This is a genomic window from Ruegeria sp. AM1 (assembly GCF_056540745.1).
The window spans coordinates 60,420-86,136 of record NZ_JBQFXH010000002.1; the positions used below are offsets into that span (position 1 = coordinate 60,420).

Consider the following 25,717-nt stretch of genomic DNA (forward strand, 5'->3'; position numbering starts at 1 on the left):
TTCCCCCTATCGAATCTAAAATCACCTGAACAACAGACTGGTCCAAGTTAATCCGCGCCCGGCTCACCCTCAACCCGCATCGCATGTTTCACAAGCTTTTTAACGGCTTTCCTCATTTTCTCGGGCGTCGGCTCTCGGGCGATCCTGAGGCGCTCGTAGGTCAAGGATTTAAGGGGCTCAGCGGTCGCTTCGCTTATTGCTGCAATCCATAAAGGGGCGGAACCGGTCCAGATATCGGCAAATTGTCGCGCGGTGCGCGGTGAGAACACGGGTGCAATCACCGGCACTGCGGTATCGGCTGCGGCGCGCGCCTCAGCCGTCAAGGGCAGCAAACGCTGCTGATAGACCGGCTGTTCCCGTGTCGTCAGACCTGCCTCAGTCAAGCGTTCAGCGACATTGCCGCGACTGTGTTCGCCGCGCAGGTGCAGCAGCGGGCTGGCGGGCCGGATATGCAACAGCGCAGCCACCAACTCTTCGGCAGTGCCACCTACCATCCGCGCATCCCAGCCCGCGCCCTCGGCGGTCCCGGTTGTCGCCGGCCCCACGCAATAGGCAGGCAAATCGGTGCGCACATTCAGCGATGCGGCGGCATTCACCGCATTTGCGGACGTGAAAATCAGCCCCTTCGCATCCGCCACATCAATCTGAGCGGCCATTGGCCGAATATCCAGCAATGGGGAATGGATGACCTTCACGTGCAACCTGATGCGGGTCGGCAGTTGCGCGACAAACCTTTCAGAGGCGGCGCGAGGACGGGTCATCAACAAATACAACGGGCAGCGCCTCGGCCTTGAGGATTGTTTGCATCCGCGCAGGGTGATACCCCGCGTGGCAGTCATGATGCAACGGATCACGCCAATGGTGCAAACACTTACCGTCCTTGGATTGGAAAGCAGCTGTGACGACACAGCCGCCGCCGTTATACGACACAGCCACGGGGCACAGGCCGAGATCCTGTCATCCATCGTGCATGGCCAGACCGAACTGCACAGCGCCTTTGGCGGTGTTGTCCCGGAAATTGCAGCGCGCGCGCATGCCGAAAAGCTGGATATCTGCGTGCGTCAGGCGTTAGACGCCGCCGGTCTGGCCCTCAGAGACATGGACGCCATTGCCGTCACTGCGGGGCCGGGATTGATCGGCGGGGTGATGTCCGGTGTCATGTGCGCCAAGGGCCTGAGCGCCGCAACTGGCCTGCCCCTGATCGGCGTAAACCATCTGGCGGGTCACGCACTGACACCAAGACTGACGGATGGGATCGGTTTTCCCTATCTGATGCTTCTGGTGTCGGGCGGACATTGTCAGTACCTGATCGCCCATGGCCCCGAACACTTCACCCGACTGGGAGGCACCATCGATGACGCCCCGGGCGAGGCCTTTGACAAAACCGCGCGTCTTTTGGGCCTGCCGCAACCGGGCGGCCCCTCGGTCGAGGCTGAGGCGCGCTCTGGTGATCCGAACCGGTTCCGGTTTCCACGCCCCTTGCTGGATCGCCCCGGGTGCGATCTGTCATTCTCGGGTCTGAAGACGGCCTTAATGCGCATGCGGGACCAGATTGTCGCAGAAAAAGGCGGCCTGACGCGGCAGGACCGCGCCGACCTCTGCGCAGGGTTTCAGCAGGCCGTGGTCGACACGCTGGCAGAGAAAACCCGACGTGCAATCGCACTGTACCTTGAAGAAAACCCCTCTAAACCCGTGGTGGCTGTAGCAGGTGGCGTAGCTGCAAATACGGCCATTAGATCAGTGTTAGAGACTGTTTGCGCCGATTTTGACGCCCGCTTTTCCGCCCCACCCCTAAGCCTTTGTACGGATAACGCCGCCATGATCGCCTATGCGGGGATCGAGCGGTTTCGCGCAGGGGCGCGCGACGGGCTCGATCTGACGGCGCGACCCCGATGGCCGCTGGATAAGACAAGCCCAGCAATGCTGGGCAGTGGCAAGAAAGGCGCCAAGGCATGAGCGTTTCGGTTCTGGGGTCCGGCGCATTTGGTACTGCTCTGGCGATTTCGCTGGCGGGGAACGGTCCGGTAACGCTGTGGGCGCGGGATGCCGAGCAGGCGCGGCGCATGCAGGATCAGCGTGAGAACAAGGCCCGCTTGCCGGGCGTTACACTACCCACGGGGCTGAACGTCACCGCCGATATTGAAACCGCGATACAGGCCGATGCGCTGTTGATGGCTGTTCCGATGCAGAAACTTCGCGCAGCGCTGACCGAACACGCCGTCGCTCTCAAGGGCAAAACGCTGATTGCTTGCTGCAAGGGGATAGAGCTGTCCACCGGGCTGGGTCCGCTTTCGGTGATCGCGCAAACATTCCCAGATGCGCGCGCTGCCCTGCTGACCGGGCCCAGCTTTGCCGATGACATCGCGCGGGGATTGCCCACGGCGCTGACACTTGCATGCGCAGACGCGCATCTGGGGCAGGTTCTGCAGGCTGAGCTGACAACCGCCAACCTGCGGCTCTATCGCACCACGGACACGGTCGGGGCCGAACTGGGCGGAGCCCTTAAGAATGTGATGGCCATCGGCTGCGGTGCCTGCATTGGCGAAGGCATGGGCGACAGCGCCCGCGCGGCGCTGATGACCCGGGGCTTTGCCGAGATGCAGCGCTTTGCCGCCCATCGCGGCGCGCGCCCTGACACGTTGATGGGGCTGTCGGGCCTTGGCGATCTGGTGCTGACCTGCTCGTCCAAGCTGTCGCGAAACTATCGGTTTGGCCTGTCGCTGGGCCGCCAGGAACGCTTTGATACCGCAACCACCGTCGAAGGCGTGGCCACCGCGCGCGCGGTGGCAGATATCGCCCAATCCGAAGGATTAGAGATGCCCATCAGTACAACGGTGGCAGAACTGAGCCACGGCGCCTACAGTGTGGTCGAGGCGATTCAATCCCTGCTAAATCGCCCACTTAAGGAGGAATAACATGCTGATCGCCCTGATCGCCCGTGACAAGGACGGTGCCCTGCAAACCCGACTGGACAACCGCGCCGCCCATCTGGCCTATATCGAAGAAACCGGCGTTGTGGCGCAGGCCGGGCCGCTGCTGAACGGCGAAGACATGATCGGATCGCTGATCATTCTGGAAGTCGAGGATATGACCGTCGCACAGGAATGGGCCGCAAGCGATCCTTATGCGCTGGCCGGTCTGTTCGCATCGGTTGAATTGATCCCCTGGAAACGGGTGGTGGGCTGATGGCGTATTGGCTGTTCAAATCCGAACCTTCGACCTGGAGCTGGGATCAACAGGTCGCCAAGGGTAATGCTGGCGAGGAATGGGACGGTGTGCGGAACTATCAGGCCCGAAACTTCATGCGTCAGATGAAACTGGGCGACAGAGGGTTCTTCTACCATTCCCAAAAAGACAAGGCGATTGTCGGCATTGTCGAGGTCTGCGCAGAGGCGCATCCCGACAGCACAACCGACGATGAACGTTGGGAATGCGTGGACATCAAGGCCATTCGCCCCTTTACCACCGCCGTGACTCTGGATCAGATCAAAGCGGACGAGCGTTTGGCCGAGATGGTTCTGGTCAGAAACTCACGCTTGTCCGTCCAACCGGTGTCCGAAGCCGAGTGGCAAGTGATCTGTGCGATGGGTGAAACATAGGCCGATTGAGGAAAAAGGGAAGGCCCTGACGATGCAGAACCTTCCCTACCCCGCGTGCTCCCTACTCACCACACACGTATAGAATCTTTGGCTCTGACCGTCCTGGTCACATCCTGACGCTATCCGGTTTCCACCGGTCAGATCAAACACCAAGTCCTTAAATTACAATTCAAATACAAAACGCCCGCAGGGATCGCTGCGGGCGCTGCAAGACATTCTGAATTGGGTCAGCTATAGACTGCTTCTTTGCCAAACTGCTTGGTCAGCATGTAATAGACAACCGCGCGGTATTTGTTGCGCTCGGACATGCCATAGGTTTCCATGGCCTTGTTGATCGCTTCCATCAACTCTGGGCCATCGGACAGACCCAGCTTTTTGATGAGGAAGTTGTTTTTGACTGTCTCCAGCTCACCCTCTTGGCTGGCGGCCACGGTGGCTGCGTCTGCGTCATAGATGGCCGGACCGCAGCCGATTGTCACTTTGGTCAGCAGGTCCATATCAGGATCCATGCCGCATTTGCCCTTCAGGTCTTCAGCATATTTGGCGATCAGCTCGTCGCGTTTTCCCATTGTCGTCTCCCGGTTGATTTTAGTTTGGCCTTTCCAGCGCAATAGTAACGTAAAGTACGAGAAAATTTACACAAAGGGAAAAATCAACGGCATTCCCCGTAAGCAAAACCCGGCTAGTCCCCAGGCTTGATTTGTCTCATTTCTTTATTTAACATGTAAGTTAAATTATAGATCAGGAGGCTATGATGACCGTTTCCCTACCCAATGAAAGCCCCGAATACAGAACGGCCCGCAACAAGTTGCTGTCTGCCGAAGCCGCACTGAGAGAACAAACCGAAGAGGTCGCCCGCTTGCGGCGCACCCTGCCCAAAGGGGGGAAAGTGCCGCAGGACTATGCGTTCCGATCGCTTGACGATCAGCCCGCCCCGCTGTCTTCGTTGTTCGGAACACACGACAGCCTTAGCGTATATTCACTGATGTATGGCCCCAATGCCGAACAGCCTTGCCCGATGTGTTCGGCCTTTCTGGATGGCATCAACGGACAGATCAGTCATATCTCTCACAGCTCTGCATTTGCCGTAGTTGCGCAGAACACCCCTGAGAAACTGTCTGACCTCAAGACGCGGATGAGATGGGATGATCTTCCTCTCTACTCCGCACTTGGGACGGATTATCAGAGCAGTTATCTGGCCGAGGCTGACGACGGAAGCCAATTGCCGATCCTCAACGTGTTCAAACGCGATCAGGATTGCATCCATCACTTCTGGAGTTCCGAGTTGTTCTTTGAACCCAGCGACTGGCACCCGCGCCATGTGGATACGGCATGGCCGCTGTGGAACATTCTGGATTTCACGCCCCAGGGGCGCGGAGATTTCTTTCCTTCCCTGCGCTAGAGTCCCCCGGCGCAGCGCTATCGGCAATACCCCCAACCGGGACCTTGCAGATGGAAGTGATCTGCATGAAGCCGGTTGAAGTTCGGTCCCAAAACGACGCGAAACCAGTCACAGGCCCCCTGCCCGATCTGACGCAGGAAGACCCCTTCGGGCCCACCTGAATCCCAGTCAGACAGCAACGTCAAACTGCGCCCATCGGCAAGCTGTACGCCAATGATATCGATGGCATCAGCCGTCGCATGGCTGCTCCAACGGCTGGTCGGGCCTTGCGCGTTGCGCATTCGGCGGCAATTATAGCTGCCCACATGCCTCAGACGGCGCACCGACGTTCCCAAAAGGTCCTGGGCGGCGGGCTGAACCACGTGATGGTCCCACATGGCCAGTCGCAGAGCCGTGGCGCAGCTGGTTTCGACACCCGCCACATCCGACGACACGAGCCCCGACAAAAGGCCCCGGTCACGGATGCCACAGTTTTCATCCACGATCAGATCGTCCATCGTCTCAAAATCCGCGCCCGCCTGAACCAGGGCTGATCGGCACTGCGCTTCATCCGCCAGCGCGCGGTTGAGCTGATATCGCGTGACCGGGGTGACCGGTGCGGTCACCTTGAGCGCGCGCAGCGGATTCCAATGCGACGGCACCGGCGTGTCAGGATGCGCCAATATCCACCAACCGCCGCCGCCCAACAGAATGGTCACAACCGCTATTCTGAAAATGAAAAACGCCGCCGATAGCAAAAATCGGCGGCGTTTGGGTTCGTCACTCATGCGTAAGTCGCACTTAGTAGCGGTAATGTTCCGGCTTGTACGGGCCTTCCGGCTTAACGCCGATATAGGCAGCCTGCTCGCTGTCCATCTGGGTCAGCTTCACGCCGATGCGGTCCAGATGAAGGCGGGCCACTTTCTCGTCCAGATGCTTGGGCAGAATGTAAACTTCGTTTTTGTATTGATCACCTTTGGTGAAAAGCTCGATCTGCGCCAGAACCTGATTGGTGAAGGATGCCGACATCACAAACGAGGGGTGGCCGGTGGCGTTGCCAAGGTTCAGCAGACGGCCTTCGGACAGCAGGATGATGCGGTTGCCCGAGGGCATCTCGATCATGTCCACCTGTTCCTTGATGTTGGTCCATTTGTGGTTCTTCAGGCTGGCCACCTGAATTTCGTTGTCGAAGTGACCTATGTTGCCGACGATGGCCATGTCCTTCATCTCGCGCATATGCTCGATGCGGATCACGTCCTTGTTGCCCGTGGTGGTGATGAACACATCAGCCTTGGCAACTTCGTCTTCCAGCAAAGTAACCTCGAACCCGTCCATCGCGGCCTGCAGGGCGCAGATCGGGTCAACTTCCGTTACTTTCACACGGGCACCCGCGCCCGCCAGCGAAGCAGCCGAGCCTTTGCCCACATCACCATAGCCGCAGACCACAGCAACCTTACCGGCCAGCATCGTGTCAGTGGCGCGACGGATGCCGTCAACCAGCGATTCCTTACAGCCATATTTGTTGTCGAATTTCGATTTGGTGACAGAGTCATTCACGTTGATCGCCGGGAAGGGCAGATGGCCCTCTTTCACCAGCTGATACAGACGGTTCACACCGGTGGTGGTTTCCTCGGACACACCCTTGATCTGGTCGCGCATCTTGGTGAACCAGCCGGGGGAGGCCGCCATACGCTTGGCGATCTGTTTTTTGATCACCTCTTCCTCTTCCGAACCAGGAACGGGGATGATGTCCTCACCCGCTTCAGCGCGCGCACCCAGCAAGATATACAGCGTTGCGTCACCACCATCGTCCAGAATCATGTTGGGACCGTCATCGAACAGGAAGGATTTGTCGAGATAATCCCAATGCTCCTCCAGAGATTGCCCTTTGATCGCAAAAACAGGGATGCCCGCTTCGGCAATCGCCGCCGCCGCATGGTCCTGGGTCGAGAAGATGTTGCACGAAGCCCAACGCACATCTGCGCCCAGCGCCACCAGCGTTTCGATCAGAACGGCTGTTTGGATTGTCATATGCAGCGAACCGACGATGCGGGCGCCGCTCAGCGGTTTGCTGTCGCCATATTCGGCACGCAGGGCCATCAGGCCCGGCATTTCGGTCTCGGCGATATCCAATTCCTTGCGGCCGAACCCGGCCAGCGAAATGTCCTTAACGATATAGTCCCCGGCCATCAAAAGCTCCATTCCGGTAAATCATAGTCCGGGCAGCCACTAGCATCCCTTTGAACCAGTGGCAACGGAGATGGCCGGAAACGGGATCAGCGCTGCAAAATTCAGCTTGGCGTGCCTTCAACCTTGATCTTGGGCACGGCTTCAAAAAAATCGGTGCCGGCGGCAACAATACAGCTCGTGCCGTTGGCGTGGGTCATCAAAACGGTATAGGTCCCGGTCTCTTTCGAGGACCATACCTCCATGACCGACTGCGCGCCGCGAGTCTTTTGCAGACCACCAAAAGTCAGCTCTTCGGAATAGCTGTCCTGCAGTTTAGCAATGACATCATCACGCATCGCGCAACTTTGGGCAAAGGCAGGCGGAGCCGTAGCAGCCATTCCAAAGGTCAGAGTAAGGGCAAACAAACGCTTGAACATAGCAAGTTCCTTTCGATACGAGTTTCGTTTCGAGAGGGCGCAACTGGGAGGAGTCAGCACCCCCCTCAGTCCTGTATGTCGGGATCGTATCGCCGCGGTTCAAAGCACGAGTGCTCAAGAAAACGTTGGCAGCTGGTGATCCTGACAGATACATCATAGCAGAAAAATAAGATTATAATGTGTCCAACTTCACAAGGCATTGCAAAATGGCAACACAACCCCGCGCATGGCAGAGGATGCTGTCGGGCCGCAGACTTGATCTGCTGGATCCGACACCTGTCGATATCGAGATTGAGGATATCGCCCACGGGCTGGCCTTTGTGGCGCGTTGGAACGGCCAGACCAAGGGTGATTTCGCCTATTCCGTAGCCGAGCATTCGCTGCTGGTCGAAGAGCTGTTTGGCCGGATTGCCCCCAAAGCGCCTGTGAAATGGCGTCTGGCGGCTTTGTTACATGATGCCCCCGAATATGTGATCGGCGACATGATCTCGCCGGTTAAATCCGCTGTCGGCCCCGACTATGGCGCGTTGGATGACCGTCTGGCTGCAGCGATACATATCCGCTTTGGTCTGCCCGCTGCGGTGCCAAAAACCGTGAAGCGGCAGATCAAGAAAGCCGACAAGATCAGCGCTTGGATGGAGGCGACACAGATTGCCGGGTTTTCCGAGACGGAGGCCACCAAGTTTTTTGGCCGCCCGGATCGGGCGATGATGGAAAGCTTGACGATTACACTAAGACCCCCGGTTGATGTGCGGGAGGCATATTTGGCGCGGCATGAGGCGTTGTTAAGAGAAACATAGTTCAAACTCAAATCCTGTTGGGCGCCAAACTTCCGTCAAAATTGCCGGATAGAGACAATTGTTGAGAATTCCATCTCAAACAGACAGGCGAAATCTTGCCGCGTGTCGGCAGCCCTCTTTTCACACCTCATCAGATCACCCTAAAACTCACATGACTTCGAACGGGCAGTACAGCTTCTTGAACAACGGCATACGCAAAACCAACACGAATGGACCGCGCTTGTCCCGCACAGCCCGAACCGCAATTGCGGTGGGGCTCTTTAGTTTGATCTCTGCCTGCTCTCATGGCCCAACCAAGACGACGCTCGACCCGGAACGTCAGTCAATGGCGCTGCGCGAGGTCTCCCAAAAGCAGACTCGGGGGCAAAGGGTGTGGTGTGTGCCTTACGCACGTAACCTCAGCGGCATTCAAATTCGCGGCAACGCCAAGGACTGGTGGGGTAAGGCGCGCAGTGCTTTCAAGCGGGGTGATGAGCCGGTTGTGGGTTCGGTCATGTCGTTTCGAGCAACCCGCGGCATGCCGCTGGGCCATGTGGCTGTTGTGTCCGAGGTTGTCACCGACCGGCAGGTCATCGTGAACCACGCCAATTGGCACCGCAACAAGGTATCCCTGAAAATGGGCGTCATGGACGTATCGAAAAACAATGACTGGACGCTGGTTCGGGTCGAAAGCCGTCCGGGCCAGTATGGCAGCTTGTACCCGGTGAACGGGTTTATCTATCCGAATTCCGGCGAATAGATCTTAAAAGATCTGTCTCTGAAACCAAGCTCCGAACGAACCCGGATTGCTGTTCCCTACCGCGGGCTGCGCTTTGCCAAAATCCGCTGCAACGTCCGGCGATGCATGTTCAGGCGACGTGCCGTCTCAGACACATTCCGATCGCACAGCTCATAGACCCGCTGAATATGCTCCCAACGGACACGGTCCGCGCTCATGGGGTTTTCCGGCGGGGGGGGCAGTTCATCGCCCTTGGCCAGCAGCGCATTTGTAATGTCGGTGGCGTCGGCGGGTTTGGACAGGTAATCCGTCGCGCCGATCTTGACCGCAGCCACAGCAGTCGCAATCGCACCGTACCCCGTCAGAACCACAACCCGGCTGTCCGGGCGTTTCTCGCGTAGCACTTCGACTACATCCAATCCGTTGCCATCCTCAAGCCGCAGATCAACGACCGCATACGCAGGTGGACGGGCAGTGGAAATGGCGCGACCTGCGGCAACAGAACCGGCGGTCTCAACCTCGAACCCGCGTTTTTCCATGGCCTTGGCCAGACGTCTCAGAAACGGCTCATCATCATCGACCAAAAGCAATGATTTATCTGGACCGATTTCAAGCTGAGGGGTGTCTGCCATATGAGGATCTTTCTATTCATTCATGCCATTGGCCTGCTAGTGAGTATTAGCAGCGCCGCGACAAAGGTCAAACGACCAGTTTCAGCTACATCTTTTCCAGAAAACATCCAACCTTGTCCGCCATCTGTTCGGCGGTGGCGTTGCGATCAAAGAACTCGATGAATCCATCCTGAGGTGTCACCAGATAGGTGAAGGTCGAGTGATCCACCAGATAGTACTCATCGCTTTTGTCCTGCGCCTTGTAATAGGTTTTATAGGCGCGGCTGGCCGCTTTGACCTGCTCGGGCGACCCTGTCAGGGCGATCATCCGTTCATGAAGGTTGAACGCGTAATCACCAACAACTTCGGGCGTATCCCGGTCAGGGTCGATCGAGATAAAGAGCGGCGTAACCGACTGTCCGCGATCTGCCATGATATCAATTGCTTCGGCATTGCGCGACATATCAAAGGGGCAGACATCCGGGCAGAATGTATAGCCGAAATAGACCAATGTCGGCTCGGTGATCACATCCTTGTCTGTCACCATCTCGCCTTTGGCATTCACCAGCTCAAACGGCCCGCCGATCGCCGCCGTACCACCTGCAATCTGGCTGGACCGGCATTGCGCAAACTTATCGTCTGAACCCGTGCCGCTTGCCAACAGCCAGATGGCGCCGATCCCGACGGCCAGAACCAAGGTTGCGAGAATGGCATAGAGGCGGATCATGTCGGATATCCTGATACAGGGTTGTTGATCGTTTCGGCGCGGACACCTATCAAGTTGGTCAGCCGACGCAATAGGACATAATTGACCGATGACGGATTCCAAGATCAGCCTTTGGCGAGGGCAGGAACGCAGCAGTTCTATCCGTCTGCGCACTCTGATCCTGTTGCGCTGGGTCGCTATCATCGGCCAGTTCACAGCAATCACCGTGGCGCAGCAGACCTATCACATTCAGCTCGAACTTAGCCTATGCTATCTGGCCATTGGCGTCTCGGTTCTGGGCAACCTCACGGCAATAGTACTGTTTCCGCGAAACAAGCGACTTTCCGAATTCGAGAACTTTCTCATGGTGCTGTTCGATCTGTTGCAACTGGCGTTTCTGCTGTATCTGACAGGTGGGCTGAACAATCCGTTTGCGCTACTTCTGGTGGGCCCGGTGACGATCTCAGCCAATGTCATGAGCACGCGGTCCACAGTGATCGTCGGAAGCGTCGCGGTGGTTCTGACCACATTGCTGGCGCAGTTTCACCAACCGCTCCACACTGAGGTCGGTCTGGTTCTGGACATTCCCGACACATTGCTGTTCGGAAACTGGGCAGCCATTGTCATCGCAATCGTCTTTATCGGCGCTTATTCGCACCGCATCAGTTCCGAGGTGCAATCTATGTCCGAAGCGCTGGCCGCCACGCATATGGCCTTGGCGCGTGAGCAGAAGCTGACGGATCTGGGCGGCGTTGTTGCCGCCGCCGCACATGAGCTGGGCACGCCTCTTGCTACAATCAAGCTGACCAGCGCGGAACTGATAGAAGAGCTTGATGATCGGCCTGACCTTAAAGAGGATGCTGCATTGATCCGCGAACAGGCCAATCGCTGCCGCGACATTCTGCGGGATATGGGGCGCGCGGGGAAAGATGACCTGCATCTGCGACAGGCACCGCTAACGGCCGTGATCCACGAAGCCGCCGAGCCGCATCTTGATCGTGGCAAACATGTCCATTTCGACGAGGGGCCGGGTGACGGGGGGGATGTGCAGCAGCCCTCTATCCTGCGCAAACCCGAGATCATTCACGGGCTGCGCAACCTGATCCAGAACGGCGTCGATTTTGCCCGCGCCAATGTCTGGGTCGAGGCCGAATGGACCGATGGCTGGATCACCGTCAACATCATGGATGACGGGCGCGGATACCCGTCTCAGATGATCGGTCGTATTGGCGATCCCTTCATGCGTCGACGCCGCACCGAAAAGGATCAGCGCGCGCGCCCCGAATACGAAGGCATGGGGCTGGGCCTGTTCATCGCCAAAACGCTGCTCGAACGGAGCGGTGCCGAGCTCAAATTCGCCAACGGCTCGGACCCCTATCAGACGCTGACCGATCAGGCCGATCGGCGCGGCGCTATCGTGAAGGTGATCTGGCCGCGGAAACTGATTGATGCTCAGACCGGTGATACACCGGTTCCTTCAGGAGCAAATCAGCAATTCCAGATATGAGTTAAGACCCCATTAACCATTTCAGCCGATAGTCAAACCCGATTTTTGCAAGGGCAGGAAAACATATGATCGACTGGATCATTCTGGCTGCCATAAGTCTGGCCTCTTCTGCTCTTGCGGTTCAATGGCTTCTGCCAGGGCGACCCAAGCGCGGCGACAACTTTGGCCTTTCATCGCCACAATCTCTGTATGACGCTGTGTTCCTGTTCGATGGCAATCGGTTGATCAGCCACTCTGACATCGCTCTGGCAGGGTATGAAACTGTCAACAACTGGGACGATCTGCGGCGTCTGCTGCAACGCGACTTTCCCGCCTTTCCCGAAACGCCGGACTTTGTCCGCGACCAGGGCAATCTGGTTGTCACGGCAATTGACTGCACGGTGGAACGAGAGGTTCTGTGCGAATGGATCGACGGGATCATCCGGGTTCAGCTGCACAGCTATGTCGGCGCGCCAAACCCGACCAGGCGCGATCTGAATGACCCTGTGCGCCTGGCAATGGACGAGGCTCCTTACCCCGTCTGGCTGCTGGATCACGAGAACAAAGTCAGGTGGTGCAACGCCGCCTATGTATCACTTGTCCGCAAGGTCCGCGGACCCGACGCTGATCTGACCGATCCTTTGTTCCCGCTGCGCAGCGAGGAAGGCACGCTGACGAAACGGAACCGGATGTCGATCACAGTCGACGGGAGCGACAGTAAACTGTGGTATGACCTGACCTATGCCGACCGGGATGAGGGCACGCTGTGCTACGCCGTGGATATCAACGCAATTGTCGAAGCTGAAACCGCGCAGCGCAAATTCGTACAGACCATGACCAAGACCTTTGCGCAGCTGTCAATCGGTCTGGCTATTTTCGACCGGAATCGTCAGCTTGCCCTGTTCAATCCAGCACTGATCGACCTGACCACTCTGCCGCCTGATTTTCTAAGCTGTCGGCCCAGCCTCTCCAGCTTTTTTGACCGGTTGCGCGATCAGCATATGATGCCGGAACCCAAGAATTATCGCAGCTGGCGGCGACAGATGAACGACTTGCTGGAGGCGGCAGAAGACGGGAATTATCAGGAAACCTGGTCACTGCCCTCGGGCTCGGTCTATTCGGTAAGCGGGCGTCCGCATCCCGACGGGGCCGTTGCGTTCCTGTTCGAAGATATCACGGCGGAAATCACGCTGACGCGCCGTTTCAGATCCGAGATGGATTTGATGCAGTCTATTCTGGACAAGCTTGCAGATGCCATTGCCGTCTTTTCGGATGACGGTACGCTCGCCTGTACAAACTATGCCTATGAGCTGCTTTGGGGCGACACCCATGAAACCGGGTTCGAACCGCCCTCGGCGCTGGATGTTACCCGGCACTGGCAGGATCAATGCACGGCTACGCCGGTCCTGGGTGAAATCAGAGACTTCATCAAAATGCGGGAAAACCGGGCTGAATGGTCGGCAGACCTGTCGATGCGAAACGGCACCGGCATTACCTGCACCGTCAGCCCCATGCAAAACGGCGCAACCATTGTCCGCTTTGCGGTGGACCAGCAAACAATCAAGACCTCAGGATTGCAGAAAATCCCGGCCTGAACCGGGTTGCAGCGGGCAGGGCGCGAGTCCATTGTGGCGCCATGAATGCGCCGCTCACGATCGCCCTGAAATCGCCCGAAGAAACAACAGACCTGGCCGTCCGGCTGGGTGTACATCTTGTGCCCGGCGATATCCTGTTGCTGGACGGTCCGATTGGCAGCGGCAAGACTCATTTCGCGCGCAGCCTGATCCAGTCTGCAATGGCCGAGCCAGAAGACGTCCCCTCGCCCACCTTTACGCTGGTTCAGGTCTATGACGCGAATATTGGCGAAATCTGGCATTCCGACCTGTATCGTCTGACCGCCGTCGACGAGATCGAAGAGCTGGGCCTGACCGAAGCTTTCGGTTCGGCAATATGCCTCATCGAATGGCCTGAGAAACTTGGCTCTCTCAGCCCGGATTCCGCCCTTCGGATACAGTTTCAGGTGGATGGCAGCAGCGAGAACACGCGCACCATGACCCTCACGTGGTCAGACCCGAAATGGGCTGCAAAACTGGAGAGTATTGAATGACCAACCGGGCAATCCTGGCAGAAGCACTGATTGCACAATCGCCTTGGGCAAAAGCCACGCGCGCACCGCTGGCCGGCGACGCATCAAATCGGCGATACGAGCGTTTGACCTTGCCGGACACGGGGCAAACCGCCGTTTTGATGGACGCCCCGCCCGACAAGGGTGAAGATGTGCAACCCTTTGTCCGCGTTGCGGAATACCTGCGCTCCATTGGTCTCAGCGCGCCGGAAATCTATGCGGAAGATGCGCAATACGGTTTTTTGTTGCTGGAAGATCTGGGCGACGACCTGTTCGCTCGCGTTCTGGAGCGCGAACCTCAACTTGAGCGCCCGCTTTATGAGGCCGCAACGGATGTTCTGGTGCATCTTCATGCCAAACCGGTGCTGTCACTGGACAGCTACGACCCGGCGCTGATGACCGAATATGCCGCGTTGGCCTTCACCAAATATGCGCAAGGAATTCAGGGCTGCTATGACACCGGTGCCTGCAGTCGTTTCGAGGATCGCTTTGCCGATATTCTGCATCAGGAGACCGCGGGCACGCGGGTTGTGGTCCAGCGCGACTATCATGCCGAGAACTTGATCTGGCTGCCCGATCGCGAGGGCGTTCAGCGTGTCGGCCTGCTGGACTTTCAAGCTGCCATGCTATGCCACCCGGCCTATGATCTGGTGTCGTTGTTACAGGATGTCCGCCGCACCGTGCCTGCAGGCATCGAAATGCGCATGATCGACCGCTATATCGCTGCGACCGGCGTCGATCAGCATGATTTCCGAACAGCTTACAGCGTATTGGGCGCGCAGCGTAACCTGCGCATTCTGGGCGTGTTCGCGCGTCTGGCAATGGATTATGGCAAGCCGCATTATGTCGATCTGATCCCCATCACATGGTCACATCTCATGCGGGATTTGGAACACCCGGCGCTGATTTCTGTGGCAGAGCTGCTGCGCGAGGCGCTGCCCAAGCCGACCCCGGAAAATTTGGCACAGCTGAGGGCGGCCTAGTGGCGGCCCCGCACGCCATCATGCTGTTTGCGGCCGGGTTCGGCACCCGTATGGGCGCATTGACCAAGGACCGTCCCAAACCGCTGATCGAGGTTGCGGGCCAGCCCCTGATTGATCACGCGCTGGACCTTGCAGATGACCTGCAACCGATCAGGATGGTGGCCAATGCCCATTATCACGCCGATCAGATCATCGCGCATCTTGCGCCGCGGGACGTGCGAGTCTCGCAGGAAATGCCTGATATTCTGGAAACAGGCGGCGGCCTGCGCGCCGCTTTGCCTCTGTTGGGGTCTGCGCCGGTTTTTACATTGAACACCGATGCCATCTGGAGGGGCCCGAACCCCCTGAAACTGCTGCAAGAGGCCTGGGATCCGCAGCACATGGATGCGCTGTTGATGTGCATTCCGGTCGATCAGGCCGTTGGGCATTCAAGACCGGGCGATTTCACGCTGGATCAATCCGGTCGGATCACACGCGGTCCCGGTCTGATCTATGGCGGCGCACAGATACTCAAAACCGAAGCCCTGGGCGCATTCCCGCAAAAGGCATTCTCGCTTAACCTGCTGTGGGATCAAGTGCACACCCAGGACCGCCTCTTTGCGCTCAGCTATCCCGGCCGTTGGTGCGATGTCGGTCACCCCGAAGGAATCGCGCTGGCCGAAGAGCTGCTGGCAGATGTTTGAGCCCGGCACCCTGCCCCGTGTTTTTGCGGTACCTCCGGGCACTGATTTTCCCAAGGCGCTGGTACGTGGCCTGCACGACCGCACAGCACATCTGCCCCCCGAGGCACTGGCGCAGGCGCAGTTGGTGGTAAACACACGCCGGATGGCGCGCCGGGTGCGCGATCTGTTTGATCAGGGCCCGCCTTGTCTGCTGCCGCGCATCTCGTTGATCACCGATCTGGGGGAAACGGCTGGTTTGGCCGATATCCCGCCGGCCATCCCACCGCTCAGACGGCGATTGGAGCTGACACAGCTGATCGCCAAACTGCTGGACCAGCAACCCGATCTGGCGGCGCGGTCGTCCTTGTTTGATCTGTCCGACAGCCTTGCTGCGCTGATTGATGAAATGCAGGGCGAAGGGGTATCGACCGACGCGATCCGCCAGTTGGATGTCAGTGATATGTCGGGGCATTGGGCGCGGGCACAAGCCTTTATCGGGATCGCCGACCATTTTGTCGGCGCAGGCGCAGGGGCGCTGGATGCGCAGGCCCGTCAGCGATTGGTGGTGGAACATTTGATCGCGCGCTGGCAGGCTGAACCGCCCGAACACCCGGTCATTCTGGCAGGGTCCACCGGATCGCGTGGAACAACGTTGATGCTGATGCAGGCGGTCGCGCAACTGCCGCAAGGGGCGCTGGTGCTGCCGGGGTATGACTTTGACCAACCCGATCATGTGTGGCAGCGGCTGGATGATGCGCTGACATCCGAGGATCACCCGCAATACCGGTTTTGCAAAATGATGACGGGATTGGGTCTGCAGCCCGGACAAGTTGAACCGTGGACGGATGATCCGGCCCCCTCACCTGCCCGTAACAAACTGATTTCACTTGCTTTACGCCCCGCACCGATCACCGATGCCTGGATGACCGAAGGCCCACATCTGGCCGACCTTCATGAGGCGACCAAAGATGTGAGTCTGGTCGAGGCATCCTCTCCACGGGCCGAAGCGCTGGCGATTGCGCTGCGGCTGCGCCAAGCGGCAGAAACGGCCCAAACCGCGGCGCTGATCACGCCTGACCGGATGCTGACCCGTCAGGTCAGCGCCGCGCTGGACCGCTGGAACATCCTGCCGGATGACAGCGCGGGTCTGCCGCTGCAACTGTCCCCGCCCGGTCGGTTCCTGCGCCATGTGGCCAATCTGATGACCCGCCGTCTGGACGGTGAGGCATTGCTGACGCTGCTCAAACATCCCCTGTGCCACGATGGCGACGAACGGGGATCGCACCTGCTGCATACCCGCGATCTTGAGCTTGATCTGCGCCGTCACGGCCCGCCGTTCCCGGATGCGTCTTCACTACGCGCGGCAGCGCTACGCAAGGACCTGCCTGAACGCTGGATAAACTGGGTTGAGCAGCACTTCTGCAATCAGCAGGTCATGGATGAGCAACCTCTGGCCGCCTGGGTCGACCGCCTGCGCACACTGGCCGAGGCAATTTCGGCAGGCGCGACCGAGTCGCAGGGCACTGTTTGGGACAAGAATTCCGGGCAAAAAGCGCTGTCGATCCTAGCTCAACTTGCGTCAGAGGCCCAGCATGGCGGCCCCATGATGGCCCATGATTTCGCCGATCTGCTAGGGGCTTTGCTGGCCGGAGAAGAGGTGCGCGATCGGGACGCGCCGCATCCTGACATCATGATCTGGGGAACGCTTGAAGCGCGCGTGCAAGGGGCCGATCTGGTGATCCTTGGCGGGCTGAACGAAGGCAGCTGGCCCGAGGCACCATCGCCGGACCCTTGGCTGAACCGCCAGATGCGCGACAAGGCTGGTCTGTTGCTGCCTGAACGCCGGATTGGTCTGTCAGCACATGATTTCCAGCAAGCAGTGGCAGCCCCCGAAGTCTGGCTGACCCGCGCGACTCGGTCGGACGATGCAGAAACCGTGCCCTCGCGCTGGCTGAACCGGATGACCAATCTGCTGCAGGGCCTGCCGGGGCAGCGTGGCCCTGAGGCGCTTGGGGATATGCGCCGCCGGGGACAGCAATGGATCAACTGGTCTGAAACACTTGAAGAGGCGCCCGCGATTCCATCGGCACAACGCCCGTCACCGCGTCCACCGGTCTCGGCACGCCCGCGCCGCCTGACGGTGACCGAAATCAAGCGGCTAATCCGCGATCCTTATGCGATCTACGCCAAACATGTCCTGCGCCTAAGGCCGCTCGACCCGCTTGTGCAAGCGCCCGACGCCTTGCTGCGCGGGATTGTCATTCACGAGATTCTCGAACATTTCATCAAAGACAGCGTTGTCGACGGCGCCTTGCTGACCCGCGAAAACTTCCTCAAACGCGCCGAGGGCCTGCTGGCCGAGCATGTGGCTTGGCCCACCGCACGCAAGCTCTGGCGCGCGCGTCTGGATCGTATCGCAGATGATTTCATGCGGGCTGAAGCCAAACGCCGGGCGGATGGCGGGCCGGTGGCTTTTGAAGCCCGGATGAATTTCGATCTGACGCCGCTGGATTTCACCATTGCCGGACGCGCCGACCGGATTGATCGAAACAGCCGGGGCACGTTGCGCATCATCGACTATAAAACCGGGGCACCCCCATCCGAAAGCCAGCAGGCCAAGTTCGACAAGCAATTGCTGATCGAAGCAGCCATTGCCGAGCAGGGCGGCATAGACGGGTTCGATCCCATCTCAGTTGCCGAGGCCGTGTTCATCGGCATGGGCGGCACCTACAAAGAAGTGCCCGCGCCCTTGATCAAAGAACCGACCGACAAGGTTCTCGCCGAGCTGAAACAGCTTATTTCCGCCTATTTAGAGCCTGATCAGGGATTTTCGTCCCGCCGAATGCTGCACAAAGATACTGATATTGGCGAGTATGATCACCTTGCGCGCTTTGGCGAATGGGATCGCACCACCGAAACCCAGCCCGAGGATTTGACATGACCGCGCGCAATGATGCGACTGAGCGTCAGGTTCAGGCGGCACGGCCTGATGCCTCGACCTGGCTGGCGGCCAATGCCGGGTCCGGCAAGACACGCGTTTTGACCGATCGCGTGGCCAGATTGCTGCTGGACGGGGTGCAGCCGCAACACATCCTGTGCCTGACCTATACCAAGGCGGCGGCCAGTGAGATGCAGAACCGCCTGTTCAAACGTCTGGGCGAATGGGCGATGCTGGATGATGCACCCCTGTCGGGGCAATTGACCGATCTGGGGGTCGATGGCGCGCTGGGGACAGAGCGTCTGGCGCAAGCCCGCACGTTGTTTGCCCGCGCGATTGAGACGCCCGGCGGCCTGAAAATCCAGACAATCCATTCATTCTGCGCGTCGCTGCTGCGTCGTTTCCCGTTAGAGGCCGGCGTAAGCCCCCAATTCACCGAGATGGAGGACCGCGCCGCCGCCCTGTTGCGCGAAGAGATCGTCGAGGATTTTGCCGAAGGGCCGCAAGCGGGTCTGATCGACGACATTGCCCGCTATGTCACCGATACCGGGTTTGACGCTTTGACCGCCGCGGTCACGCACAAGCATAACCTGTTTGCGCAGGAGCAGAGCTGGACCGATCTGCTGCAACATTTTGGGTTACCGCAGGGGTTCGATGATCAGAGCCTGCTGTCACAGGTGTTTCTGGGTGGCGAAGTCGCGCTTGTCCAATCCGTTCTGCCAGCGCTTGTCGAAAGTGGCGGCAATAACGCAAAGGCCGCCGCCAAACTGGCTGGGTTCACCCAACCGCAGCTCAGCAGCCTTCCCCTGCTGGAAAGCGTCTTTCTGACGGGGAAATCTGCCAAAGAGCCCTTTACCGCAAAGATAAACAGCTTTCCGACCAAGGCGCTGCGCGAAGGGGCCTTGGTCGGTCAGATGCCTCAGCTTGAGGCGCTGATGCTGCGGGTCGAGGCCGCGCGCGCGCAGCGTCTTGCGCTGTCGGCGGCGCAGAAAACGGCGGCGCTGCACCGCTTTGCCGCGGCCTTCCTGCCAGAATACGAACGGCGCAAACAGCTGCGCGGGTGGTTGGATTTCGACGACCTGATTTTGCGCGCGCGGCAAGTGCTGAACGATCCTTCGGTGGCCGAATGGGTGCTTTACCGTCTGGATGGCGGCATCGATCATATCCTTGTTGACGAGGCACAGGACACCAGCCCCGATCAATGGGACGTGGTCGAAAAACTGGCGCAGGAATTCACCAGCGGGGAAGGGGCCCGATCCGGGATCGAGCGGACGATCTTTGTGGTCGGCGACAAGAAACAGTCGATCTATTCCTTTCAAGGCGCAGACCCGCAGGCCTTTGACCAGATGCAAGAGGAATTTGGCCGAAAGCTGCAGGAATCAGGCTCTAAACTGTGGAATTCGACGCTCGAATATTCGTTCCGCTCATCCAGTGCGATCCTGTCGCTGGTGGATATCCTGTTCGAAAACCGAACTGAGGCAGGGTTTCACAAAGACGCCCAACACCGTGCGTTCAAGGGCGATCTGCCGGGCCGCGTTGATCTGTGGCCGGTGATCGAAAAGGTTGCGGATGATGAGGATGGCGATTGGACCGATCCGGTCGACCGACCCGGCGCGCGCCATCACACCGTCATTCTGGCCGAAAAAGTGGCCGCGTCGATCAAGCACATGATCGAGAACGGCGAGACGATCCCCGAAGATGGTGCTGCGCCCGGAACATTCGTGCGGCGCAAGGTGCAGCCCGGCGACTTTCTGATCCTGGTTCAGCGCCGCTCGGATCTGTTTGCCGAAATCATCCGCGCCTGCAAGGCCCACGGGCTGCCAATTGCGGGCGCAGACCGGCTGAAGGTCGGGGCAGAGTTGGCGGTAAAGGACCTGGCGGCTTTGCTGAGCTTTCTGGCAACGCCCGAAGACAGCTTGTCACTTGCGACGACCCTAAAATCGCCGCTGTTTGGCTGGTCAGAACAGCAGCTCTTCGATCTGGCCCATCGCCGTCAGGAAACTTACCTATGGGCCGCATTGCGCGCCCGCGCGGATGAGTTTCCCGAAACCCTTGCTGTGTTGAACGATTTGCGGGGCCAAATCGACTTTCTGCGCCCATATGACCTGATCGAACGCATTTTGACGCGTCATGATGGCCGCCGAAAGCTGCTGGGCCGTCTTGGGGCCGAGGCCGAGGACGGCATCAATGCGCTGCTGTCTCAGGCGTTGGCCTATGAGCGCACGGATATTCCCAGCCTGACCGGCTTTCTGGTCTGGATGCAAACCGATGATCTGGAAATCAAACGACAGATGAGCGGTGTGGGCAACATGATCCGGGTGATGACGGTCCATGGCTCAAAGGGTCTGGAGGCCCCGATCGTAATTCTACCCGACACCGGCAAGCGACAACCGCCGCGCGATGCTGAGATAATGGTCGCGGATGGGGTGCCGCTGTGGAAAGTGGCGGCAGACGTCTCTCCGTCGCTGATTTCGCAAGCGCGCGAGACGACCCGTGCGCGTGAGGAAAACGAACGCCTCAGGCTGCTGTATGTGGCTCTAACACGAGCAGAAAAGTGGTTGATTGTCGCCGCTGCGGGGGATGTCGGCAAAGGTGGTTCCAGCTGGTATCAAATGGTCGATGCCGCGATGGAGCGGGCAGGGGCCACGCAGCTGGCAGACCTCGATATCCGCAGGTTATCGCACGGCGATTGGGAGGCTCCGCCTTTGATCGCGCAAGCGGACAAACCGGTATCAACGCAAAGCCTGCTCCCGTTTTTCCATCATCCGTCAGCCAAACCGGCGGCGCTAGCGGAAACGCTCAGCCCGTCCGATCTGGGCGGTGCCAAGGCCCTGCCTGGTGACGCGGGATTGGATGAAGAAGCCGCCAAACTGCGCGGAACGCGGTTGCATCGCCTGCTCGAACATTTGCCGGACCTCCCCCGGGACCGTTGGGCCGAACTGACCGATCGACTCTTATCTGATGCTCAGGAAACTGAGCGGCGAGATATTCTGGACGAAGCAACACGTGTTCTGACCGCGCCGCATCTGCAATCCATCTTTGCTGGCGATGCACTGGCCGAGGTTCCGGTCTCGGCGCAGATGGGCGACCGTCGATTGCATGGCGTGATTGACCGCCTGATCGTCAGCGAGACCGAAGTGCAAGCGATTGATTTCAAATCAAACGCAACGGTGCCCGCAGCGGCTGAGGCCTGCCCCGAGGGGGTGTTGCGGCAGATGGGCGCCTATTCCAACGCTCTGGCGCAGATCTATCCGGGGCGGCAAATCCGAACCGGTATCCTCTGGACCCGTTCCGCCGCTCTGATGTGGCTGCCACACGATCTTGTGACCGATGCGGTGGCGCGCTACCGGATATCTTGACCTCCCACTAGACCGCACCTACGTTCGACTCCCAAGCGCATCCCATTCAGGAGACAGAATATGTCGACCGTAGCCGTAACTGACGACACCTTTGACGCCGAAGTCAAAAACTCGGACATCCCCGTTGTGGTGGATTTCTGGGCCGAATGGTGCGGACCCTGCAAGCAGATTGGTCCCGCACTGGAAGAACTGGCCGCCGAGTATGGTGGTAAAGTCAAAATCGCCAAGGTCGATGTCGACAACAACCCCAACGCCGCCGCCGCGATGGGCGTTCGCGGCATCCCGGCCCTGTTTATCTTTAAGGACGGTCAGGTTGTTTCGAACCGCGCAGGCGCAGCCCCCAAGGCCGCGCTGCAAAGCTGGATCGACGAATCGATCTGAGCCACGGCACATCCGTGACAGTTTCAAGCGCTCCGGACCACTTCGGGGCGCTTCTTTATTTGGTGAACACCCTCCTGCGGTACGATCCGTCGCGGTTGCAGATGGTGTCACCCAATCCGTTCAGGCCGAAAGCTTGCGCGGGCGACCGCTTGTCACTACGGTCGCGCGGGATCGGCAGAAGAGGTCACAACACAATGGCAAAGACACGGGTTCTTGTTGAATTCGGGATGGGCACGTCGCTGCGGCGCGAAGACTATACCGAAGCTGCGCTGAGGGCGATCAAAGACGCGTTGTGGCACAATTCGGTGAATATGGCCGAGCTGTTCGACTTTCCCAAAGAGGCGATGATCATCGATGCGGAAATCGCGGTGCAGAACCCCGATCAGGTGGATGTTGAGACGCTCAAATCCGTCTTCCCATATGGCCAGCCCAATATCATCGTGAAACAGGGCGGGCTGGACATCGACAAGCCGCACGCCGAGGGCCGCACTGTCATCGCCAATGCCGCCATTGTTGTGTCCTTTGACATGGAGCCCGCCCAATGACTAAAAAACGCATCATTCTGGAGATGGGAACCGGCAATGACCTCTATGGTCAGGACTATACCAAGGCGGCGCGCCGCGCGGTTCAGGATGCCTTGCACCATTCTTCGATCACCTTGTTCAGCAAACTGGGTATTGATCATTCCGAAATGCGGGTTTCAGTCACAATCGGCGTTCAAATGCCCGAAGAGGTGGACTGTGATCTGGTCGCCGCCGATTTGCCGCGAGGCCGCATAGAAGTGCGTGCCGTATCCGGCGGCCTGGATGTCGAAGATACCGAAACGGGGACCCGTCACGTTGTGGCAACCGCCGCTATCGAGGCGTTTCTACCCGATCTGGCAGGTAAATTTGTTCAAAGCTGACAAATGAAAAAGCCGTCCGAAATCGGACGGCCTCATCGCCGGGTGATCCTGTCGACCGGATCAGATCTTTGAGATTTCAGCCCGTGTCAGGCCGATATCATCCAACTGAGCATCGGTCAGCTCATTCAACAGAGCGCGGGTTTTGCGCGCCGCATACCAATCGGCAGCGATGTTGAAAACATTGGTGAACGCGCCCACTACGTGCAGGTTGCTAGCTGCTCCGTGCGGCGCATGGTTTGTTGCGGTGATAGCCATGTGCGCAGTCCTTTTAACTGAAACAGCCGACCCGTTGTCGGTTGTACTCTTCACATAGACCTAATGCTGCACTGCAACAATTGATCGTTTGGTAACCCCGAATTGCGCCTTGTGCATATCTTTTGGGCGGTTTGTGAATGGTTGCACCCACCGCAGACCCGGCCCATATATATCGCCGGTGATAACGGAGGCTTTGATGGCAGACAGCGATTTTCCCGGATGGCACGGAACGACGATCATTGGCGTCAAAAAGGGCGGGCAGGTGGTCATTGCCGGTGACGGGCAGGTCAGCCTTGGCCAGACGGTGATCAAGGGAACCGCTCGTAAGGTCCGTCGCCTGTCGCCAGGCGGGTTCGAAGTGGTCGCAGGATTTGCCGGATCAACCGCAGATGCGTTCACCCTGCTGGAACGGCTTGAGGCCAAGCTTGAGGCAACGCCCGGCCAGCTGGCTCGCGCCTCGGTCGAGCTGGCCAAGGACTGGCGCACCGACAAGTATCTGCAAAAGCTCGAGGCGATGTTGATCGTCACCGACGGCAAAGACCTGTTGGTGATCACCGGCGCCGGCGATGTATTGGAGCCTGAACATAACGTGGCGGCCATCGGCTCGGGCGGGAATTTCGCCCTTGCTGCAGCCCGTGCCATGATGGACAGCGACAAATCCGCCGAAGACGTCGCCCGCGAGGCAATGGCGATTGCCGCCGATATCTGCGTCTATACCAACGGCAAGCTGACGGTCGAGACGATCTAGGACGCACTGCGTTTCATCTGAAAAAATCTATCGCAACACGTGTTCGACCGAAGGGAGAGGCAACGTGTTGCGATTCAAATCGAACGCAAAGCTGTCTCAGGCCAGCAGGGCCGAGATCTCTTTGCCTTTCCAGCGGCGGTGCATCCCGATCAGGCCCAGCACCGCCGTCAGGATGACAATGTAGTAAGGCACGCGGATATCGATGCTCATCAGGCCGCCGCCGATCAGGGACATGATCCCTCCGGCCAGACAGAATACTGCCGTTGTCACCCCCATGACCCAGCCCTGATCCGCCTCACTAACCGCTGAGGAAAACAGACCCAGCAGCGTTGGATAAGAGACCCCAAAGAAGAAGTAAAAGAAGAAGACCGGGATATAGCTCAGCACCCCACTGGGGCTGAAGGCAAAGCCAAAGCCGCAGATCACCATGACCACCAGCGAGGTATAGATGATCTTGTGCTTGCTGAACCGTTCCTGCGCGGGCTTCACAAGGAACGTGCTGGAAAAAGCCAACGCGAAACCGATGACCACCATCGCCATACTGCCACCAATCACGCCATAGCCCCAGGCGCTGGTCAGGAAATTGTCAACGAACACATAAAAGGTCACGTTGGCGACCATGAACAGCGCATAGACGGGCATGATTTTCAGAACCATCGGATGCTCGCGCACCGCGATCAGGCTGTCAGTGATATCGCGGGGACGAAAGACAAATGGTGCACGCTCGGTCCGTGTGTCTTTGAAATAGGTGAGCACCAGGAATATAGCGATCAGAACCAGCACGAAGGCTCCGTAAAATGGGGTCTTCAGCGTCGCGAAACTGCCCAGCAGCGCGGCATCCGATAGAACGGCACCAATGATCGGCCCGCCCACAAGACCAAAGCTGACACCAGTCACGATATACCCCATGTTCCGATCCCGGTCGGCGGCATCGGTGCTGCCATCAATCATCGCGGCCTGCGCAATAGGCTGATTACCCGCAGTAAACCCGGTGATCGAGCGGCCAATGATCAGCAACAACAAGCTGTTCATGTACAGCGCCGCGATTGTAATCGCATACCCCGCGAGCGCGCCGCTGAGGCAGACCAGCAAAGCATTCTTGCGTCCAATCGAATCCGATACCTTGGACACGTAGACAACGCCAAGAAACCACGACAGGAAAAAGCATCCGATTACCAGCCCATAGTAGAAATGCCGCCGCCCATCCGGTGTGCTTTCGGGCAAGAACCCAGATTTCGTTTCCATGATCAAAGAGTTGATGATCGGAAAGACCAGCCCTTGCCCGATCAGGTCCACAAACACCACAAACAGCAGGGTGATCTTGGCAATTTTTGTCATCGCGCGCGCTCCTGACCCTCAACACCTTGAAATCACTGTATCAGAGAGGGCGCGTTTCACCTATGGAAAGCAATTGCAAACCGGGTGGGGCGTTGCTAACCAACGCGCCCAAGGAGA

Annotated in this window: 27 protein-coding genes; 18 read left to right on the top strand and 9 right to left on the bottom strand. The window is 58.6% G+C overall.

Translation table 11 applies throughout. The features are described from left to right. Positions 1–47: 47 nt before the first annotated feature. Positions 48–761 carry a uroporphyrinogen-III synthase gene (locus tag ACR0I7_RS08120; RefSeq protein ID WP_480509852.1) on the bottom strand — a complete coding sequence of 238 codons (714 nt, stop codon included), beginning with the start codon at positions 759–761 and terminating at the stop codon, positions 48–50. A 97-nt stretch (positions 762–858) separates the two neighbouring features. On the opposite strand from ACR0I7_RS08120, the gene tsaD reads away from it, so the two are divergent. From tsaD to ACR0I7_RS08140, 4 genes are read left to right on the top strand one after another with little or no spacing between them, the layout of a single operon-like run. Continuing rightward, entirely contained in the window at positions 859–1,956 is a 1,098-nt protein-coding gene (gene tsaD, locus ACR0I7_RS08125) for a tRNA (adenosine(37)-N6)-threonylcarbamoyltransferase complex transferase subunit TsaD (RefSeq protein WP_480510687.1), read from the top strand. Beyond that, positions 1,953–2,915 (top strand): NAD(P)H-dependent glycerol-3-phosphate dehydrogenase, encoded by a 963-nt coding sequence (locus ACR0I7_RS08130; protein ID WP_480509854.1) that lies wholly within the window; start codon positions 1,953–1,955, stop codon positions 2,913–2,915. The genes tsaD and ACR0I7_RS08130 overlap by 4 nt, the downstream gene beginning before the upstream one ends. A gap of 1 nt (position 2,916) precedes the next feature. After that, positions 2,917–3,186, top strand: coding sequence for a YciI family protein (locus ACR0I7_RS08135; protein WP_480509856.1), 270 nt, complete (start codon positions 2,917–2,919; stop codon positions 3,184–3,186). Then, positions 3,186–3,599 carry an EVE domain-containing protein gene (locus ACR0I7_RS08140; RefSeq protein WP_480509858.1) on the top strand — a complete coding sequence of 138 codons (414 nt, stop codon included), beginning with the start codon at positions 3,186–3,188 and terminating at the stop codon, positions 3,597–3,599. Before ACR0I7_RS08135 ends, ACR0I7_RS08140 begins: the two co-directional genes overlap by 1 nt. A gap of 227 nt (positions 3,600–3,826) precedes the next feature. Here the strand turns inward: ACR0I7_RS08140 and ACR0I7_RS08145 are convergent, their stop codons facing one another. Beyond that, on the bottom strand, positions 3,827–4,168 hold the full coding sequence (locus ACR0I7_RS08145) for a DUF2853 family protein (protein ID WP_480509860.1): 342 nt from the start codon (positions 4,166–4,168) through the stop codon (positions 3,827–3,829). 185 nt (positions 4,169–4,353) lie between these two features. On the opposite strand from ACR0I7_RS08145, the gene ACR0I7_RS08150 reads away from it, so the two are divergent. Beyond that, positions 4,354–5,001: a DUF899 family protein gene (locus ACR0I7_RS08150; RefSeq protein WP_480509862.1), complete on the top strand. Its 648-nt coding sequence runs from the start codon at positions 4,354–4,356 to the stop codon at positions 4,999–5,001. Positions 5,002–5,018: 17 nt separating this feature from the next. Here ACR0I7_RS08150 and ACR0I7_RS08155 read toward each other — a convergent pair whose 3' ends face one another. From ACR0I7_RS08155 to ACR0I7_RS08165, 3 genes are all read right to left on the bottom strand, one after another. Next, on the bottom strand, positions 5,019–5,768 hold the full coding sequence (locus ACR0I7_RS08155) for an extensin-like domain-containing protein (protein ID WP_480509864.1): 750 nt from the start codon (positions 5,766–5,768) through the stop codon (positions 5,019–5,021). A gap of 13 nt (positions 5,769–5,781) precedes the next feature. Then, positions 5,782–7,170, bottom strand: coding sequence for an adenosylhomocysteinase (gene ahcY / locus ACR0I7_RS08160; protein ID WP_480509866.1), 1,389 nt, complete (start codon positions 7,168–7,170; stop codon positions 5,782–5,784). A 101-nt stretch (positions 7,171–7,271) separates the two neighbouring features. Then, complete coding sequence (locus ACR0I7_RS08165) at positions 7,272–7,586, bottom strand: hypothetical protein (protein ID WP_480509868.1); 315 nt, start codon at positions 7,584–7,586, stop codon at positions 7,272–7,274. A 206-nt stretch (positions 7,587–7,792) separates the two neighbouring features. Here ACR0I7_RS08165 and ACR0I7_RS08170 point away from each other — a divergent pair, with 206 nt between their 5' ends. Both ACR0I7_RS08170 and ACR0I7_RS08175 read left to right on the top strand, forming a co-directional pair. Then, positions 7,793–8,386: an HD domain-containing protein gene (locus tag ACR0I7_RS08170; RefSeq protein ID WP_480509870.1), complete on the top strand. Its 594-nt coding sequence runs from the start codon at positions 7,793–7,795 to the stop codon at positions 8,384–8,386. Between the two features lie 379 nt (positions 8,387–8,765). After that, positions 8,766–9,125 carry a CHAP domain-containing protein gene (locus tag ACR0I7_RS08175; RefSeq protein ID WP_480509872.1) on the top strand — a complete coding sequence of 120 codons (360 nt, stop codon included), beginning with the start codon at positions 8,766–8,768 and terminating at the stop codon, positions 9,123–9,125. 56 nt (positions 9,126–9,181) lie between these two features. On the opposite strand, the gene ACR0I7_RS08180 is transcribed toward ACR0I7_RS08175, so the two are convergent. Together ACR0I7_RS08180 and ACR0I7_RS08185 are read right to left on the bottom strand one after the other, a co-directional pair. Next, positions 9,182–9,736: an ActR/PrrA/RegA family redox response regulator transcription factor gene (locus ACR0I7_RS08180; RefSeq protein WP_480509874.1), complete on the bottom strand. Its 555-nt coding sequence runs from the start codon at positions 9,734–9,736 to the stop codon at positions 9,182–9,184. An 85-nt stretch (positions 9,737–9,821) separates the two neighbouring features. After that, on the bottom strand, positions 9,822–10,442 hold the full coding sequence (locus tag ACR0I7_RS08185) for an SCO family protein (RefSeq protein ID WP_480509876.1): 621 nt from the start codon (positions 10,440–10,442) through the stop codon (positions 9,822–9,824). An 88-nt stretch (positions 10,443–10,530) separates the two neighbouring features. On the opposite strand from ACR0I7_RS08185, the gene regB reads away from it, so the two are divergent. From regB to ACR0I7_RS08235, 10 genes are all read left to right on the top strand, one after another. Next, positions 10,531–11,928, top strand: a complete 1,398-nt coding sequence (gene regB, locus ACR0I7_RS08190; protein WP_480509878.1) for a sensor histidine kinase RegB — start codon at positions 10,531–10,533, stop codon at positions 11,926–11,928. 65 nt (positions 11,929–11,993) lie between these two features. Next, positions 11,994–13,502 (top strand): PAS-domain containing protein, encoded by a 1,509-nt coding sequence (locus tag ACR0I7_RS08195; RefSeq protein WP_480509880.1) that lies wholly within the window; start codon positions 11,994–11,996, stop codon positions 13,500–13,502. Positions 13,503–13,543: 41 nt separating this feature from the next. Next, positions 13,544–14,014, top strand: a complete 471-nt coding sequence (tsaE, locus tag ACR0I7_RS08200) for a tRNA (adenosine(37)-N6)-threonylcarbamoyltransferase complex ATPase subunit type 1 TsaE (protein ID WP_480509882.1) — start codon at positions 13,544–13,546, stop codon at positions 14,012–14,014. Continuing rightward, entirely contained in the window at positions 14,011–15,015 is a 1,005-nt protein-coding gene (locus tag ACR0I7_RS08205; RefSeq protein ID WP_480509884.1) for an aminoglycoside phosphotransferase family protein, read from the top strand. Before tsaE ends, ACR0I7_RS08205 begins: the two co-directional genes overlap by 4 nt. A gap of 20 nt (positions 15,016–15,035) precedes the next feature. Further along, positions 15,036–15,698: a nucleotidyltransferase family protein gene (locus tag ACR0I7_RS08210; RefSeq protein WP_480509886.1), complete on the top strand. Its 663-nt coding sequence runs from the start codon at positions 15,036–15,038 to the stop codon at positions 15,696–15,698. Then, positions 15,691–18,618 (top strand): double-strand break repair protein AddB, encoded by a 2,928-nt coding sequence (gene addB / locus ACR0I7_RS08215; RefSeq protein WP_480509888.1) that lies wholly within the window; start codon positions 15,691–15,693, stop codon positions 18,616–18,618. The genes ACR0I7_RS08210 and addB overlap by 8 nt, the downstream gene beginning before the upstream one ends. Further along, complete coding sequence (addA, locus tag ACR0I7_RS08220; protein WP_480509890.1) at positions 18,615–21,974, top strand: double-strand break repair helicase AddA; 3,360 nt, start codon at positions 18,615–18,617, stop codon at positions 21,972–21,974. Before addB ends, addA begins: the two co-directional genes overlap by 4 nt. A gap of 60 nt (positions 21,975–22,034) precedes the next feature. Next, positions 22,035–22,355: a thioredoxin gene (trxA, locus tag ACR0I7_RS08225; RefSeq protein ID WP_480509892.1), complete on the top strand. Its 321-nt coding sequence runs from the start codon at positions 22,035–22,037 to the stop codon at positions 22,353–22,355. A gap of 194 nt (positions 22,356–22,549) precedes the next feature. After that, the gene (locus ACR0I7_RS08230; RefSeq protein WP_480509893.1) at positions 22,550–22,900 is read left to right on the top strand and encodes a Lin0512 family protein; all 351 of its coding nucleotides are present in this window, start codon (positions 22,550–22,552) and stop codon (positions 22,898–22,900) included. Next, positions 22,897–23,259, top strand: coding sequence for a Lin0512 family protein (locus ACR0I7_RS08235; RefSeq protein WP_480509895.1), 363 nt, complete (start codon positions 22,897–22,899; stop codon positions 23,257–23,259). The genes ACR0I7_RS08230 and ACR0I7_RS08235 overlap by 4 nt, the downstream gene beginning before the upstream one ends. A gap of 60 nt (positions 23,260–23,319) precedes the next feature. On the opposite strand, the gene ACR0I7_RS08240 is transcribed toward ACR0I7_RS08235, so the two are convergent. Further along, complete coding sequence (locus ACR0I7_RS08240) at positions 23,320–23,514, bottom strand: DUF1127 domain-containing protein (protein WP_480509897.1); 195 nt, start codon at positions 23,512–23,514, stop codon at positions 23,320–23,322. Between the two features lie 196 nt (positions 23,515–23,710). Between ACR0I7_RS08240 and hslV the strand changes: the two genes are divergently transcribed. Then, positions 23,711–24,262: an ATP-dependent protease subunit HslV gene (gene hslV / locus ACR0I7_RS08245; protein WP_480509899.1), complete on the top strand. Its 552-nt coding sequence runs from the start codon at positions 23,711–23,713 to the stop codon at positions 24,260–24,262. A 96-nt stretch (positions 24,263–24,358) separates the two neighbouring features. Here the strand turns inward: hslV and ACR0I7_RS08250 are convergent, their stop codons facing one another. Next, on the bottom strand, positions 24,359–25,600 hold the full coding sequence (locus tag ACR0I7_RS08250; protein WP_480509900.1) for an MFS transporter: 1,242 nt from the start codon (positions 25,598–25,600) through the stop codon (positions 24,359–24,361). Between the last annotated feature and the right edge of the window lie 117 nt (positions 25,601–25,717).

What these genes read in the sequence shown, in the direction of transcription:
- ACR0I7_RS08120 (WP_480509852.1), bottom strand. Translation starts at nt 761, where the DNA reads ATGACCCGTCCTCGCGCCGCCTCTGAAAGGTTTGTCGCGCAACTGCCG.
- tsaD (WP_480510687.1), top strand. Translation starts at nt 859, where the DNA reads ATGGTGCAAACACTTACCGTCCTTGGATTGGAAAGCAGCTGTGACGAC.
- ACR0I7_RS08130 (WP_480509854.1), top strand. Translation starts at nt 1,953, where the DNA reads ATGAGCGTTTCGGTTCTGGGGTCCGGCGCATTTGGTACTGCTCTGGCG.
- ACR0I7_RS08135 (WP_480509856.1), top strand. Translation starts at nt 2,917, where the DNA reads ATGCTGATCGCCCTGATCGCCCGTGACAAGGACGGTGCCCTGCAAACC.
- ACR0I7_RS08140 (WP_480509858.1), top strand. Translation starts at nt 3,186, where the DNA reads ATGGCGTATTGGCTGTTCAAATCCGAACCTTCGACCTGGAGCTGGGAT.
- ACR0I7_RS08145 (WP_480509860.1), bottom strand. Translation starts at nt 4,168, where the DNA reads ATGGGAAAACGCGACGAGCTGATCGCCAAATATGCTGAAGACCTGAAG.
- ACR0I7_RS08150 (WP_480509862.1), top strand. Translation starts at nt 4,354, where the DNA reads ATGACCGTTTCCCTACCCAATGAAAGCCCCGAATACAGAACGGCCCGC.
- ACR0I7_RS08155 (WP_480509864.1), bottom strand. Translation starts at nt 5,768, where the DNA reads ATGAGTGACGAACCCAAACGCCGCCGATTTTTGCTATCGGCGGCGTTT.
- ahcY (WP_480509866.1), bottom strand. Translation starts at nt 7,170, where the DNA reads ATGGCCGGGGACTATATCGTTAAGGACATTTCGCTGGCCGGGTTCGGC.
- ACR0I7_RS08165 (WP_480509868.1), bottom strand. Translation starts at nt 7,586, where the DNA reads ATGTTCAAGCGTTTGTTTGCCCTTACTCTGACCTTTGGAATGGCTGCT.
- ACR0I7_RS08170 (WP_480509870.1), top strand. Translation starts at nt 7,793, where the DNA reads ATGGCAACACAACCCCGCGCATGGCAGAGGATGCTGTCGGGCCGCAGA.
- ACR0I7_RS08180 (WP_480509874.1), bottom strand. Translation starts at nt 9,736, where the DNA reads ATGGCAGACACCCCTCAGCTTGAAATCGGTCCAGATAAATCATTGCTT.
- ACR0I7_RS08185 (WP_480509876.1), bottom strand. Translation starts at nt 10,442, where the DNA reads ATGATCCGCCTCTATGCCATTCTCGCAACCTTGGTTCTGGCCGTCGGG.
- regB (WP_480509878.1), top strand. Translation starts at nt 10,531, where the DNA reads ATGACGGATTCCAAGATCAGCCTTTGGCGAGGGCAGGAACGCAGCAGT.
- ACR0I7_RS08195 (WP_480509880.1), top strand. Translation starts at nt 11,994, where the DNA reads ATGATCGACTGGATCATTCTGGCTGCCATAAGTCTGGCCTCTTCTGCT.
- tsaE (WP_480509882.1), top strand. Translation starts at nt 13,544, where the DNA reads ATGAATGCGCCGCTCACGATCGCCCTGAAATCGCCCGAAGAAACAACA.
- ACR0I7_RS08205 (WP_480509884.1), top strand. Translation starts at nt 14,011, where the DNA reads ATGACCAACCGGGCAATCCTGGCAGAAGCACTGATTGCACAATCGCCT.
- ACR0I7_RS08210 (WP_480509886.1), top strand. Translation starts at nt 15,036, where the DNA reads ATGCTGTTTGCGGCCGGGTTCGGCACCCGTATGGGCGCATTGACCAAG.
- addB (WP_480509888.1), top strand. Translation starts at nt 15,691, where the DNA reads ATGTTTGAGCCCGGCACCCTGCCCCGTGTTTTTGCGGTACCTCCGGGC.
- addA (WP_480509890.1), top strand. Translation starts at nt 18,615, where the DNA reads ATGACCGCGCGCAATGATGCGACTGAGCGTCAGGTTCAGGCGGCACGG.
- trxA (WP_480509892.1), top strand. Translation starts at nt 22,035, where the DNA reads ATGTCGACCGTAGCCGTAACTGACGACACCTTTGACGCCGAAGTCAAA.
- ACR0I7_RS08230 (WP_480509893.1), top strand. Translation starts at nt 22,550, where the DNA reads ATGGCAAAGACACGGGTTCTTGTTGAATTCGGGATGGGCACGTCGCTG.
- ACR0I7_RS08235 (WP_480509895.1), top strand. Translation starts at nt 22,897, where the DNA reads ATGACTAAAAAACGCATCATTCTGGAGATGGGAACCGGCAATGACCTC.
- ACR0I7_RS08240 (WP_480509897.1), bottom strand. Translation starts at nt 23,514, where the DNA reads ATGGCTATCACCGCAACAAACCATGCGCCGCACGGAGCAGCTAGCAAC.
- hslV (WP_480509899.1), top strand. Translation starts at nt 23,711, where the DNA reads ATGGCAGACAGCGATTTTCCCGGATGGCACGGAACGACGATCATTGGC.
- ACR0I7_RS08250 (WP_480509900.1), bottom strand. Translation starts at nt 25,600, where the DNA reads ATGACAAAAATTGCCAAGATCACCCTGCTGTTTGTGGTGTTTGTGGAC.